The sequence below is a fragment of the Nonomuraea sp. NPDC050691 genome (genome assembly GCF_040654455.1).
Taxonomy (GTDB): Bacteria; Actinomycetota; Actinomycetes; order Streptosporangiales; family Streptosporangiaceae; genus Nonomuraea.
The window spans coordinates 1-13,681 of record NZ_JBFAIA010000102.1 but is presented as its reverse complement, the minus strand read 5'-3'; the positions used below and the strand labels follow the sequence as shown (position 1 = coordinate 13,681).

The following is a 13,681-nucleotide window of genomic DNA, read 5'->3' as shown; positions in this document are numbered from 1 at the left end:
TGCGCAGGGGAAACGCCCCTGGATGCGGCGTGCCGCACCCCCTCCGACTTGCATGTTCTTCCCGTGCCGTGCATCATTTCTCCAAGCAAGGACATGAGAAGTGATGCATGACTATGCAGACCTGGAGGTAGGGATGAGGGCGGCGGTCGCGGGTGCCAGCGGCTACGCGGGAGGCGAGCTGCTCCGGCTGCTGCTCGGCCACCCCGAGTTCGAGATCGGTGCGCTGACCGCGGCATCGAGTGCAGGCACCCCACTCGGCGCGCACCAGCCCCACCTCGCGCCCCTGGCCGGCCGGATCATCCAGGAGACCACCACCGAGGTCCTCGCCGGCCACGACGTCGTCTTCCTCGCGCTGCCGCACGGCCACTCCGCCGCCGTCGCCGCCGAGCTGGCCGAGATCGGCGACGACCCGCTCGTGGTCGACTGCGGCGCGGACCACCGGCTCGCCGACCCCGCCGCCTGGCAGGAGTTCTACGGCGGCGAGCACGCCGGCACCTGGCCCTACGGCCTGCCTGAACTGCCCGGCCAGCGCGAGGTGCTCAAGAGCGCCCGCCGCATCGCCGTCCCCGGCTGCTACCCCACCTCCGTCCTGCTGGCCCTGGCCCCCGCCTTCGCCGCCGGTCTGGCCGAGCCCGACGTCGTCGTGGTCGCCGCCAGCGGCACCAGCGGCGCGGGCCGGTCGCTCAAGACCCACCTGCTCGGCAGCGAGGTCATGGGCTCCGTCAGCGCGTACGGCGTGGGCGGCGTCCACCGGCACACCCCCGAGATGGAGCAGGGACTGTCGGCCGTCGCCGGCGCCCCGGTCCGGGTGTCGTTCACCCCGACGCTCGCCCCGATGAGCCGCGGCATCCTCGCCACCTGCACCGCTCCCGCCGCCCCCGGGCTCACGCGCGCGGCCGTCCGCGAGGCGTACGAGAACGCTCTGGCCACCGAGCCGTTCGTCCGGCTCCTGCCGGAGGGCGTCTGGCCCGCCACCTCCATGACGTACGGCGCCAACACCGCAGCCGTCCAGGTGACGCTCGACGAGCGCGCGGGCCGCCTCGTCGCCGTCATCGCCATCGACAACCTCACCAAGGGCACCGCCGGAGGGGCGCTCCAGAGCGCGAACCTCGCCCTCGGCCTGCCCGAAGAGCTCGGTCTCCCCACGACAGGAGTCGCCCCATGAGCGTGACCGCCCCCCTCGGCTTCCGGGCCGCGGGCATCTCCGCCGGCATCAAGGCCGGCGGCGCCCGCGACCTCGCCCTCGTCGTGAACGACGGGCCCAGCCGCGCCGCCGCTGGCGTCTTCACCGCCAACCGCGTGAAGGCCGCCCCCGTGCTGTGGTCGCAGCAGGTCCTGAGCGGCGGCAGGGTGCGGGCGGTCGTCCTCAACTCCGGAGGCGCCAACGCCTGCACCGGCCCCGAGGGCTTCCAGGACACCCACGCCACCGCCGAGCGGGTGGCCGACGCGCTCGGCGACTCCGCCGGCGAGGTCGCCGTCTGCTCCACCGGCCTCATCGGCGAGCGGCTGCCCATGGACGCCCTGCTGCCCGGCGTCGAGCAGGCCGCCGCCCAGCTCTCCCGCGACGGCGGCCTGGCCGCCGCCGACGCCATCCGCACCACCGACACCGTCTCCAAGATCTCGTTCAAGCGGGCCGACGGTTACATGGTGGGCGGCATGGCCAAGGGCGCCGGCATGCTCGCCCCCGCCCTGGCCACCATGCTCTGCGTGATCACCACCGACGCCGACCTGACCAGCGGCCAGCTCGACGCCGTGCTGCGCCGGGCCACGTCCCGCACGTTCGACCGGCTCGACGCCGACGGCTGCATGTCCACCAACGACACCGTGCTGCTGCTGGCCAGCGGCGCCTCCGGCGTCGTGCCCGACCTGGCCGAGTTCGAGCAGAAGGTCACCGAGGTCTGCGCCGACCTGGCCCGCCAGCTCCTCGTCGACGCCGAGGGCGCCACCAAGGCCATCGCCATCGAGGTGGTCGGCGCCGCCTCCGAGGAGGACGCGCTCACGGTCGGCCGCGCCGTCGCCCGCTCCAACCTGCTCAAGTGCGCCGTCCACGGCGAGGACCCCAACTGGGGCCGCGTGCTGTCCGCCGTCGGCACCACCTCCGCCGCGTTCGAGCCCGACCGGGTCAACGTCGCCATCAACGGCATCTGGATCTGCCGCGGCGGCGCGGTCGGCGACGACCGGTCCAAGGTGGACATGCGCCCCCGCGACGTCACGATCACCGTCGACCTGTCGGCGGGCGCCCAGTCGGCCACGATCTACACCACCGACCTGACCGCCGCGTACGTCCACGAGAACTCGGCGTACTCCTCATGACCGGGGCTTCCGGAACGAGCCCCTCGCTGCGGGCCAACGGCGCCCACGCCAAGGCCGGCACGCTCATCGAGGCGCTGCCCTGGCTGACCCGCTTCCACGGCGCGACCGTCGTCGTCAAGTACGGCGGCAACGCGATGACCGAGGAGGCGCTCAAGGCGGGCTTCGCCGAGGACATCGTCTTCCTGCGCCACGCCGGGCTGCGGCCGGTCGTCGTCCACGGCGGCGGCCCCCAGATCAGCGAGCACCTCGACCGGCTCGGCATCGAGTCCACCTTCACCGCGGGCCTGCGCGTCACCACGCCCGAGGCCATGCAGGTGGTCCGGATGGTGCTGGTCGGCCAGGTCAACCGTGACGTCGTCGGCCTGATCAACCGGCACGGCCCGTTCGCGGTCGGGCTGTCAGGCGAGGACGCCCACCTGTTCACCGCCGAGCGCAAGCACGCGATCGTCGACGGTGAGCCCGTGGACATCGGCCAGGTCGGCGACATCGTCAGGGTCGAGCCCGGCGCGGTTCGCGCGCTCATCGACGACGGCCGCGTCCCGGTCGTCTCCAGCGTCGCCTGCGGCGTGGACGGCCAGGTCTACAACGTCAACGCCGACACCGCCGCCGCGGCGCTCGCCGTCGCGCTCGGCGCCCACAAGCTCATCGTCCTCACCGACGTCGAGGGCCTGTACGCCAACTGGCCCGACGACACCGACGTCATCGACAGCCTCAGCGCCGCCGAGCTGGAAGACCTGATGCCCACCCTGTCCAGCGGCATGGTGCCCAAGATGGAGGCATGCCTGACCGCGGTGCGGGGAGGCGTGCCGCAGGCGCACGTCCTCGACGGACGGGTGCCCCACGCGCTCCTGCTGGAGATCTTCACCGACGAAGGAATCGGAACCATGGTGATGCCCGATGAGTGAACAGCCGAGCCTGTTCGACCGGTTCGAGCGGGCGTTCATGCCCAACTACGGCGTCCCGCCGGTCGCGCTGGCCCGCGGCGAGGGCACCCGCGTGTGGGACGTGGACGGCAAGGAGTACCTCGACTTCATCGGCGGCATCGCGGTCAGCTCCCTCGGCCACGCCCACCCGGCGCTGGTCGAGGCCGTCTCCCGCCAGGTGGCGACGATCGCCCACACCAGCAACCTGTTCCTGCACGAGCCCGAGGTACTGCTCGCCGAGCGGCTCCAGGAGCTGCTCAGGGCGCCCGCGCGCGTCTTCCTCGCCAACTCCGGCACCGAGGCCAACGAGGCGGCCTACAAACTCGCCCTCAAGTACGGCCGGCGCGAGGGCCGCAGCTACTTCGTCGCCGCCGAGAACGGCTTCCACGGCCGCACCATCGGCGCCCTGTCGCTGACCGGCAAGAAGGCCATCCGCGACCAGTTCGGCCCGTTCCCGGTCGATGTCCGCTTCGTCCCCTACGGCGACGCCGACGCGCTCAAGGAGGCCGTGACCGGCGACTGCATCGCCGTCTTCCTGGAGCCCACCCAGGGGGAGGCCGGCGTCGTCCCGCCGCCCGACGGCTACCTGGCCGCGGCCCGCGACATCTGCGACGCCACCGGCGCGCTGCTCGTGGCCGACGAGATCCAGTCGGCGATCGGCCGCACCGGCCACTGGTTCGCCCACCAGGCCGAGGGCGTCACCCCCGACATCCTCACCCTGGCCAAGGGCCTCGGCGGCGGTCTGCCGATCGGCGCGTGCGTCGGCTTCGGCGAGGTCGGCACCCTGTTCGCCAAGGGCGACCACGGTTCCACCTTCGGCGGCAACCCCGTCGCCTGCGCCGCCGCCATGGCCGTGCTCGACAACGTCGACCTCGGCCACGTCGAGCGGGTCGCGTCCCGGCTGCGCGACGGCCTGGAGGCGATCGGCCATCCGCTGCTCAAGGGCGTGCGCGGGCGCGGCCTCTGGCTCGCCGCCGTGCTGACCGAGCCGGTCTCCGGCCGCGTCCAGGAGGCCGCCGCCCAGGCCGGCTTCCTCGTCAACGCCCTGCAGCCCGACGCCGTACGCCTCGCCCCGCCGCTCGTCGTCACCGAGACCGAGATCGACGCGTTCGTGTCCGCGTTCCCCGCGATCCTCACGGAGGCCGCCCGGTGAGACACTTCCTGAGGGACGACGACCTGTCGCCCGCCGAGCAGGCCGAGGTGCTCGACCTGGCCGAGGCCATGAAGAAGGACCGCTACGGCTACCGCCCGTTCGAGGGGCCGAAGACCGTCGCCGTGCTGTTCGACAAGCCCTCCACCCGCACCCGCGTGTCGTTCGCCGTGGGCGTCGGCGAGCTGGGCGGGCTGCCGCTCGTCATCGACGGCGGCTCCTCCCAGATGGGCCGCGGCGAGCCGATCGAGGACACCGCCCGCGTCCTCGAGCGCCAGGTGGCCGCGATCGTGTGGCGCACCTCCGGCCAGGAGCGGATCGAGGCCATGGCCTCCGCCTCCGGAGTGCCCGTGGTCAACGCGCTGACCGACGAGTTCCACCCCTGCCAGATCCTCGCCGACCTGCAGACGGTCCGCGAGCGTTTCGGCCGCACGGCCGGGCTCACGCTCACCTACCTCGGCGACGGCGCCAACAACATGGCCCACTCCTACCTGCTCGGCGGCGCCACCGCCGGCATGCACGTGCGCGTCGCGGCGCCGGCCGGCTACCAGCCCGACGCCGTCGTCCTCGACCAGGCCGCCGCCATCGCGGCCCGCACGGGCGGCTCGGTCCTGGCGACCTCCGACCCCGCCGCCGCGGTCGCCGGCGCCCACGTCGTCACCACCGACACCTGGGTGTCCATGGGCCAGGACGGCAAGGAGGAGCGGGTCGCCGCGCTCATGCCGTACCAGGTGAACGAGGAGCTGCTGGAGCACGCCGCGGACGACGCGATCGTGCTGCACTGCCTGCCCGCCTACCGCGGCTACGAGATCACCGCGGACGTCCTCGAAGGACCCCGCAGCGCCGTGTGGGACCAGGCCGAGAACCGCCTGCACGCCCAGAAGGCGCTCCTGCACTGGCTGGTGACCAGCGCATGACGATCCCGATGACCAAGGCCGCGCGGCAGGCGAAGATCACCGACCTGCTCCAGCGGCAGGCGGTGCGCTCCCAGCCCGAGCTGGCCAAGCTCCTCGCCGAGAGCGGCGTCGAGGTCACCCAGGCCACACTGTCGCGCGACCTCGACGAGCTCGGCGCGCTCAAGCTGCGCGCCGAGGACGGCTCGCTGGTCTACGCGCTGCCCGGCGAGGGCGGCGGCCGCATCCCGGTGGCCCGGCTCGGCACCGGCGAGTCACCCGCCGCGCGGCTGCACCGCATCGCCGAGGAGCTCCTGGTCTCGGCCGAGGCGTCGGCCAACCTGGTCATCGTCCGCACCCCGCCAGGAGCCGCCCAGTTCCTGGCCTCGGCCATCGACCACGCCGACTGGGAGTCCATCCTCGGCACGGTCGCGGGCGACGACACGATCCTCGTCATCAGCCGCGACCCGCAGGGCGGCCAGGCGGTGGCCGAGTCCCTGCTCAAGGCCGCAGACCGCCGCACCTAGAAACACCCGGGAGGTTCCCGACATGAGCGAGAGAGTGGTCCTCGCCTACTCCGGCGGGCTCGACACGTCCGTCGCCATCCCGTTCCTGGCCGAGAAGATGGACGCGGAGGTCATCGCCGTCGCGGTCGACCTCGGCCAGGGCGGCGAGGACATGGACGTCATCAGGAAGCGCGCCCTCGACTGCGGCGCCGCCGAGTCGGTCGTGGTGGACGCCAAGGAGGAGTTCGCCGCCGACTTCTGCCTGCCGGCCCTGCGCGCCAACGCCCTCTACATGGACCGCTACCCGCTCGTGTCGTCGCTGTCGCGGCCGCTGATCGTCAAGCACCTGGTCGCCGCGGCCGAGCGGTTCGGCGGCACGGTCGTCTCCCACGGCTGCACCGGCAAGGGCAACGACCAGGTCCGCTTCGAGGCGGGCCTCGCCGCCCTCGCCCCCGGCCTGCGCGTCGTCGCCCCGGCCCGCGACTTCGCCTGGACCCGTGACAAGGCCATCGAGTTCGCCGAGGCCAAGGGCCTGCCGATCGAGACGACGAAGAAGAACCCGTTCTCCATCGACCAGAACCTCTGGGGCCGCGCCATCGAGACCGGCTTCCTCGAGGACATCTGGAACGGCCCCACCGAGGACGTCTACTCCTACACCGCCGACCCTTCCGTCCCGCGCGAGCCCGACGAGGTGGTCATCACCTTCGAGCGGGGCGTCCCGGTCAAGGTCGACGGCCGCTCCCTCACCCCGTACCAGGTGATCGACGAGCTCAACCGGCGCGCCGGCGCGCACGGCGTCGGCCGCCTCGACCTGGTCGAGGACCGCCTCGTCGGCATCAAGTCCCGCGAGGTGTACGAGGCGCCCGGCGCCATCGCGCTCATCACCGCGCACATGGAGCTGGAGAACGTCACCGTCGAACGCGACCTGGCCCGCTTCAAGCGCGGCGTCGACCAGCGGTGGAGCGAGCTCGTCTACGACGGCCTGTGGTTCTCGCCGCTCAAGGACGCGCTCGACGCGTTCATCGGCGACGCCCAGCAACACGTGTCCGGCGACGTCCGCATGACATTGCACGGCGGACGCGCCACCGTCACCGGCCGGCGTTCCGGCGAGTCCCTGTACGATTTCTCGCTGGCCACCTACGACACCGGCGACAGCTTCGACCAGTCCCTCGCCAGGGGCTTCGTCCAGCTCTTCAGCCTTCCCGCCAAGATCGCGGCGGCCCGGGACGCCCGGCACGGGTGACGTGCACTAAGGTCGCGCAGGAGATCCCGCACCGGCGCGGCCAGACAATCTTGACGAGGAGGAGATGACACCGTGAGTGAGGGGAAGCCGATGCGGCTCTGGGGCGGACGTTTCGAGGGGGGCCCGGCCGACGCGCTGACCCGGCTGTCGGTGAGCGTGCACTTCGACTGGCGGCTCGTGCCGTACGACCTGGCGGCCTCGCGCGCCCACGCCCGCGTGCTGCACCGTGCCGGGCTGCTGGACGACCAGGAGCTGGAGCGCATGATCGGCGCGCTGGACGACCTGGAGCGCGCCTGCAAGGCGGGCGAGTTCCGGCCGACGGTCGCCGACGAGGACGTGCACACCGCGCTGGAGCGCGGCCTGCTGGAGCGGCTCGGCTCGCTCGGCGGCAAGCTGCGCGCCGGCCGCAGCCGCAACGACCAGATCGCCACCGACCTGCGTCTCTACCTGCGCGACCACGCCCGCACCGTCGTCTCCCGGCTGGTCGAGCTGGAGACGGCACTGATGGAGCAGGCCGGCCAGCACGCCGACACCGCGGCCCCCGGCATGACCCACCTGCAGCACGCGCAGCCGGTGTCCTTCGGCCACCAGCTGCTCGCCCACGTCCACGCCTTCGCCCGCGACATCGACCGCCTCACCGACTGGGACAAGCGGGCCGCGGTCTCGCCGCTCGGCGCCGGCGCGCTGGCCGGCTCGTCGCTGCCGCTCGACCCGCAGGCGGTGGCCGCCGAACTGGGCTTCGACAGCGCCGCGCCCAACTCGATGGACGCCGTGGCCGACCGCGACTTCGCCGCCGAGTTCCTGTTCGACGCCGCCCTGATCGGTGTCCACCTGTCGCGGCTCGGCGAGGAGATCGTGCTGTGGGCCTCGCAGGAGTTCCGCTGGATCGAGATGGACGACGCCTACTCCACCGGCTCGTCGATCATGCCGCAGAAGAAGAACCCCGACGTGGCCGAGCTGGCCCGCGGCAAGTCCGGCCGGCTCATCGGCAACCTCATGTCGCTGCTGACCACGCTCAAGGGCCTGCCGCTCACCTACAACCGCGACCTGCAGGAGGACAAGGAGCCGGTCTTCGACGCCGTCGACACCCTGCTGCTCGTCCTGCCCGCGATGGCCGGCCTGGTCGCCACGATGCGTGTCAACACCGCCCGCCTCGAGACGTCGGCCCCCGACGGGTTCGCCCTGGCCACCGACCTCGCCGAGCTGCTCGTACGGCGCGGCGTCGCGTTCCGTGACGCCCACGAGGCCGTCGGGCACCTGGTCGTGTACTGCCAGTCCTACGACAAGGACCTCGGCGACCTCACCGACGACGAGCTGATCAAGGTGTCGGAGCACCTGACGCCCGACGTCCGCGACGTGCTCAACGTGCCCGGCGCGCTGGCCGCCCGCAAGGCCCACGGCGGCACCGCCCCCGACCGCGTCCGCGACCAGCTCGCCGCGCTGCGCGAGGTCGTCGACGCCCAGGCCGCATGGGCGGCGGGCTCCTGACCTCCGCGCCGCTGCCGCGCTCGTTCTTCGACCGGCCCTCCCACGAGGTCGCGCCCGACCTGCTCGGGCGCGTCCTCGTGCACGGTCCCGTCGCGGTGCGGCTCACGGAGGTCGAGGCGTACGGCGGGCCGGGCGAGGACCCGGCCGCCCACACCTACCGGGGCAGGACGCCCCGCAACGCCGTCATGTTCGGGCCGCCGGGCCACCTGTACGTGTACTTCACCTACGGCATGCACTTCTGCGCCAACCTGGTGTGCCTGCCCGAGGGACACGGGTCGGCCGTGCTGCTGCGCGCCGGGGAGATCGTGGCCGGGCACGACCTGGCCCGGGAGCGGCGCTCGGGGAACGGCGGCGGCAACGGCTCCCGGCGGATCTCCGACCGCGACCTCGCCCGGGGCCCCGCGCGGCTGGCGACCGCGCTCGGACTGCTGCGCGAGCACAACGGGCTCGACGCGGTGCTGGAGGGCGCCTCCGACCGGGGCCCGGCGACGGGCGGCGGACTCACCGGCGTGCCGGCCGGGGCCGCCGCCGTCCTGGAGGGCGTCCCGGCCGAGCCGGACGCGATCCGGTCAGGCCCCCGCACCGGGATCTCGACCGCCAAGGACACGCCGTGGCGGTTCTGGATCGACGGCGACCCGACCGTGTCGCCGTACCGGGCTCACGTGCCGCGCCGCCGCAGCACCGCCGCCACCTCGGTGGGGGAGGCGCCCAGCTCGTGAGCGCTGAAGATGTGCAGGTGATCGCCGGTGTCGATCTCCAGCATCTCGCTGCGCAGGCCGTACCTGCGGCGCACGTCCACCTTGACGTCCCGCACGTCCGCCCACGGCACGTGCCGCCGCCCGGCGAACCCGTGCACCACCGTGATGCCGTCCTCGGACACCGACAGCCGCACCGGGACGAGCAGATCCCGCACGCCCATGGCCCCCACGAGCACCGCCGCGGGCACGGCCAGGATCACCCCGCGCACGTCCCCGTTCACGTACCAGAAGACGGCGAGACCCGCGCACCCGAGAGCCCCTAAGATCTTCGAAACGGCCAGCTCGCGACGGACCCTCCACATGGTTGCCGAGCGTATCCAAGTGGCGGGGTGAGGCCACGATCGGGCAGGCTGTAACCACTCAACGTCTATCGGAAAGCCAGCACCGTGACCGACATTCTGGACGAGCTCGAATGGCGCGACGTCCTCGCGCAGACCACCGACATCGCGGCACTGCGCGAGGCGCTGTCGAAGGGTCCGATCACGGTCTATGCCGGCTTCGACCCGACCGCCCCGTCCCTTCACATGGGCAACCTGGCGACGCTGCTGATCCTCACCCGCTTCCAGCGGGCCGGCCATCGGCCGGTCGGGCTGGTCGGCGGGGCGACGGGCCTGATCGGCGACCCGAGCGGCCGCAGTACCGAGCGGGTGCTCAACACCACTGAGGTCGTCGCCGAGTGGGTGGGCAAGATCCGGGTGCAGCTGGAGAAGTTCCTGTCCTTCGAGCCCGGCCCCACCGCCGCGGAGGTCGTCAGCAACCTCGACTGGACCGCCGAGCTGTCGGCCATCGACTTCCTGCGTGACGTCGGCAAGCACTTCCCGGTCAACCGCATGCTGGCCCGCGAGTCGGTGTCCGCCCGGCTCGGCGGCGAAGGGCTCAGCTACACCGAGTTCAGCTACCAGATCCTCCAGGCCAACGACTACCTGGAGCTCTACCGCCGCCAGGACTGCACGCTCCAGGTCGGCGGCAGCGACCAGTGGGGCAACATCACCGCCGGCGTCGACCTGGTCCGCCGCGTCGAGGGCGCCCACGTGCACGCGCTCACCGGCAAGCTCATCACCAAGGCCGACGGCACCAAGTTCGGCAAGACGGCGGGCGGCGCGGTCTGGCTCGACGCCGAGCTGACCTCTCCGTACGCCTTCTACCAGTACTGGCTCAACGCCGACGACCGCGACGTGGTCCGCCTGCTCAAGGTGTTCACCTTCCGCACGCGCGAGGAGATCGACGAACTGGAGAAGGCCGTCGCCGAGCGGCCGTTCGCCCGTGAGGCGCAGCGCACGCTCGCCGAGGACCTGACCGCCATGGTCCACGGCGCCGACGAGCTCGCGGCCGCCATCGCGGCGTCCAAGGCGCTGTTCGGGCAGGGCTCGCTGGAGGAACTGCCCGCCGCGACGCTGGACGCCGCCCTGGCCGAGGTGCCCAAGGTCACCGTGCCGGCGCTCGGGGCTGCGCTGGTCGACCTGATGGCCGACAGCGGGCTGGTCGAGTCCAAGTCCGCCGCCCGCCGGGCGGTCAAGGAGGGCGGGGCGTACCTCAACAACGTCAAGATCACCGACGAGGCGTACGCGCCGACGCCCGGCGACCTGCTCCACGGGCGCTTCCTGGTGCTGCGGCGCGGCAAGAAGTCGGTCGGCGGCGTCATCGTCGGCTGAGTCGCTGTTCCACCGAGGGCCCTTCCCCCTGGGGAGGGCCCTCGGTTCGCGTCCGCGCCGGCCAGGGGTCAGCGGCGGGTCGCTCCGCTTCCGGAACGGGTGAACAGGGCGACGGTGAGTCCCGGCAGCTCGGCCGAGTGCCACGACGAGACCGGCTTGAACCCGGCCTCTCTGACGGCCTTCACCCGCGGCAGCTTCTCGCCGGCCGCCCTGCTCCCGCGCCACACCACCCAGACACGCCGCCGATCCCGCAGCGCCTCGGCGACGTCCGTTCGCTCGGGGAAGCCGAACCCGCCCGCCTCGGGGGCGGGACTCAGCCGCAGCGGGTCATCGGCCAGGCCGGGAGGTGCGTAGTAGTCGAAACCGGCACGCACCGAGCTCTGACCGAACACGATCGCGTCACCCTCCCGCGCCGTCACCCGCCGCACCGCGCCCGGGAAGTCCTCGAACCTGCCGTTGAAGGCCCGCAGCTCGGTGTGCCGGTCCAGCCCGGCGACCGCCGCTACTGCCACCAGCAGGCATCCCGCGGTCACGGCCGCGACCGGAGGCCGCACGGCCGCCACGGCCAGGCCCGCCAGCAACGCCAGGGCCGGGGACGTGACGAACAGGTACCGGTCCACGTACAACGGCGTGACCAGCAGCGACACGGTGAGCAGCAGCAGCGGCGGGCCCACGAGCCAGGCGCCCAGCGCCGCCGGCCAGGCGCGCTCCCGCGGTTCCCGCGGCTCCCACGGATGGGCATGCGCTCGGTCACCGACCCGCCCGCGCCGCCACATCAGCGCCACGCCCGCGAGCGCCACGGCGAACACCACCACGCCCGCCGTCTCCGCCCCCGCCGCCATCTTCGGGAACTTCAGCAGCACCTCCGGCCCGCGCTCCTGGATCCAACTCACCGCGTGCCGCTCGCCGTACCCGACCAGGCCGAGCACCAGCGCCGGCACGCACCCCGCGGCCATCGCGGGCAGAGCCCGGGTCAGCAGCTCGCGGCGCCGCAACGCCGAGACCAGGACCGGCAGGTGCGCGGGCAGCGTGAGCACCGCGAACAGGTGTGTCGAGCACACCAGCGCGACCGACACCCCGTACAGCACCCATCCCCGCCGCGTCGTCGCGCCGGTGAGGCGGTGCAGGCTCCAGAAGGAGAACACCACGGCCGCCGCCGCGAACGCGTACGGCCTGGCGAACGCGCCGTAGTACGACACTGACGGCAGGACGGCGAACAACGCCGCGGCCGTCACTCCCGCCCGGCCGCTGTGCAGCCGCCGTCCGAGGTCGGCCAGGAAGCCCGCCGCCACCCCGATCGCCAGCGCGGACGGCAGCCGCAGCCACAGCTCGGCCGTCCCGAACTGGGTCCACAGATGCATGAACAGGTAGTACGGCAGGAAATGGCCGTCGATGTGCCGGGCCAGCTCCCACAACCCCGCGAGGGAGCGGGAGGCCGCGCTGATCGTGGCCAGCTCGTCGCCGTTCAGGGAGGAGGCGCCGGATCCGCTGAGCGCCGCCGCCCCGGCCACCGCCCCTATTGCCCAGGCTTTCCACCAGCGGGTACGGGTAACGGCCGGTGCAATTGTGGTATTTGGGGCAAGGGTGGCGCTTGTCACCGGGGCAGAATACGCGCTTAAGCTCGGAGACATGCCTGAAGTGATCGTTTTCGACCTGTACGGCGTGATCGCGCATCCAGACGGAAGAGGCCAAGCGGCGGATCGTCGAGCTGGCCGGGGTTCCCGGTGAGCGGTTCTGGGATGCGTACTGGGCCTGCCGTCCCGCCTACGACGCGGGCCAGGACGGCGCCGCGTACTGGGGGGCGGTGGCAGATCACCTGGGCGCCCGGTTCGCGGACGTCGCGGCGTTGCGGCAGGCCGACCTCGACAGCTGGTCCCAGGTGGACGAGGAGATGGTCGCGCTGGTGCGCGAGCTGGCCGGCCGGGGACGCAGGCTCGGGCTGCTGTCCAACATCATCGAGGACCTGGTGCCGGTGTGGGAGACGCGGCACGGGGCATGGCTGGGAGGGTTCGCGGCGCTGACGTTCTCGTGCCGGATCGGGGTGGCCAAGCCGGACCGGCGGGCGTACGAGATCTGCGCGGAGCACATGGGGGTTGCCCCGTCCGATGTGCTGTTCTTCGACGACAACGAGGCGAACGTGCTGGCGGCGCGTGCGGCGGGCATGGCGGCGGAGCTGTTCACCTCGGCGGACCAGGTACGTGCGCTGACGGCCCGCCCCTGAGACCCGGGCCCATGAGGTGATGGTGAGGCGTGGCTTCCTGAGGGCGGGGCGTGGCTTTCAAAGGCCGGCAGGTCTGGCGCGGTGGTCGAAGGGGGGCCTGTGGCCAGGAGGCGCGCCGGTGCGGGGCCTGATTTGACGGGGAGGGGATGGCGGCCTAATCTTTGTTTTCGCCCGGGAGCGAGCCGGACGCCAGATGGCGGACGGGCCCCAGGGCCAATCCCTTCACAGCGAGCCAATCGGCCGGCGTGCTTCGGCGCGTGCAGGTCCGGGCCGTTCTGGGCGCGTCCACATCACCGGAAATCCGGTTGATTCGACACGGTCAGGGTGGCACGGTAAGTTCGGGGGTTGCCTCTTACCAGGTGATCACCGATCTGGAGATTGACACCAGATCAGGGAGTCTGATAAGATAGCAACACGGAGTCTGCGCCTCTCGCAGTATCGGGGAGTACGCGTCCGTTTCTTGAGAACTCAACAGTGTGTTAAAAGCCAGTGCATGAATACATGCATGACCCCGTCGCATCGGCTCAGGTCGAT

The 13,681-nt window shown here is 72.3% G+C and carries 13 protein-coding genes; 11 read left to right on the top strand and 2 right to left on the bottom strand.

Annotated features, from left to right (window positions below; all coding sequences use genetic code 11):
• Positions 1-103: 103 nt before the first annotated feature.
• The 9 genes from argC to AB0H81_RS29020 all read left to right on the top strand — a co-directional run bounded on the left by argC (position 104) and on the right by AB0H81_RS29020 (position 9,235).
• Positions 104-1,165, top strand: coding sequence for an N-acetyl-gamma-glutamyl-phosphate reductase (gene argC, locus AB0H81_RS29060; RefSeq protein WP_358380926.1), 1,062 nt, complete (start codon positions 104-106; stop codon positions 1,163-1,165).
• Positions 1,162-2,313: a bifunctional glutamate N-acetyltransferase/amino-acid acetyltransferase ArgJ gene (argJ, locus tag AB0H81_RS29055; protein ID WP_358380924.1), complete on the top strand. Its 1,152-nt coding sequence runs from the start codon at positions 1,162-1,164 to the stop codon at positions 2,311-2,313. Before argC ends, argJ begins: the two co-directional genes overlap by 4 nt.
• Positions 2,310-3,218, top strand: coding sequence for an acetylglutamate kinase (argB, locus tag AB0H81_RS29050; RefSeq protein ID WP_358380922.1), 909 nt, complete (start codon positions 2,310-2,312; stop codon positions 3,216-3,218). Before argJ ends, argB begins: the two co-directional genes overlap by 4 nt.
• Positions 3,211-4,389 carry an acetylornithine transaminase gene (locus AB0H81_RS29045; RefSeq protein WP_358380920.1) on the top strand — a complete coding sequence of 393 codons (1,179 nt, stop codon included), beginning with the start codon at positions 3,211-3,213 and terminating at the stop codon, positions 4,387-4,389. The genes argB and AB0H81_RS29045 overlap by 8 nt, the downstream gene beginning before the upstream one ends.
• On the top strand, positions 4,386-5,303 hold the full coding sequence (gene argF, locus AB0H81_RS29040; RefSeq protein ID WP_358380918.1) for an ornithine carbamoyltransferase: 918 nt from the start codon (positions 4,386-4,388) through the stop codon (positions 5,301-5,303). Before AB0H81_RS29045 ends, argF begins: the two co-directional genes overlap by 4 nt.
• Entirely contained in the window at positions 5,300-5,806 is a 507-nt protein-coding gene (locus AB0H81_RS29035; RefSeq protein WP_175605118.1) for an arginine repressor, read from the top strand. The genes argF and AB0H81_RS29035 overlap by 4 nt, the downstream gene beginning before the upstream one ends.
• A gap of 22 nt (positions 5,807-5,828) precedes the next feature.
• Complete coding sequence (locus AB0H81_RS29030; RefSeq protein ID WP_358380916.1) at positions 5,829-7,028, top strand: argininosuccinate synthase; 1,200 nt, start codon at positions 5,829-5,831, stop codon at positions 7,026-7,028.
• Between the two features lie 90 nt (positions 7,029-7,118).
• On the top strand, positions 7,119-8,516 hold the full coding sequence (gene argH, locus AB0H81_RS29025) for an argininosuccinate lyase (RefSeq protein ID WP_358380950.1): 1,398 nt from the start codon (positions 7,119-7,121) through the stop codon (positions 8,514-8,516).
• Entirely contained in the window at positions 8,498-9,235 is a 738-nt protein-coding gene (locus AB0H81_RS29020; protein WP_358380914.1) for a DNA-3-methyladenine glycosylase, read from the top strand. Before argH ends, AB0H81_RS29020 begins: the two co-directional genes overlap by 19 nt.
• Here the strand turns inward: AB0H81_RS29020 and AB0H81_RS29015 are convergent.
• Positions 9,175-9,576 carry a PH domain-containing protein gene (locus AB0H81_RS29015; protein ID WP_358380912.1) on the bottom strand — a complete coding sequence of 134 codons (402 nt, stop codon included), beginning with the start codon at positions 9,574-9,576 and terminating at the stop codon, positions 9,175-9,177. The genes AB0H81_RS29020 and AB0H81_RS29015 overlap by 61 nt on opposite strands.
• Positions 9,577-9,660: 84 nt before the next feature.
• On the opposite strand from AB0H81_RS29015, the gene tyrS reads away from it, so the two are divergent.
• Positions 9,661-10,926, top strand: coding sequence for a tyrosine--tRNA ligase (gene tyrS, locus AB0H81_RS29010; RefSeq protein ID WP_358380911.1), 1,266 nt, complete (start codon positions 9,661-9,663; stop codon positions 10,924-10,926).
• 68 nt (positions 10,927-10,994) lie between these two features.
• On the opposite strand, the gene AB0H81_RS29005 is transcribed toward tyrS, so the two are convergent.
• Positions 10,995-12,437, bottom strand: coding sequence for a glycosyltransferase family 39 protein (locus tag AB0H81_RS29005; RefSeq protein WP_358380909.1), 1,443 nt, complete (start codon positions 12,435-12,437; stop codon positions 10,995-10,997).
• Positions 12,438-12,730: 293 nt separating this feature from the next.
• Between AB0H81_RS29005 and AB0H81_RS29000 the strand changes: the two genes are divergently transcribed.
• The gene (locus AB0H81_RS29000) at positions 12,731-13,147 is read left to right on the top strand and encodes an HAD-IA family hydrolase (RefSeq protein WP_358380907.1); all 417 of its coding nucleotides are present in this window, start codon (positions 12,731-12,733) and stop codon (positions 13,145-13,147) included.
• Positions 13,148-13,681 lie beyond the last annotated feature (534 nt).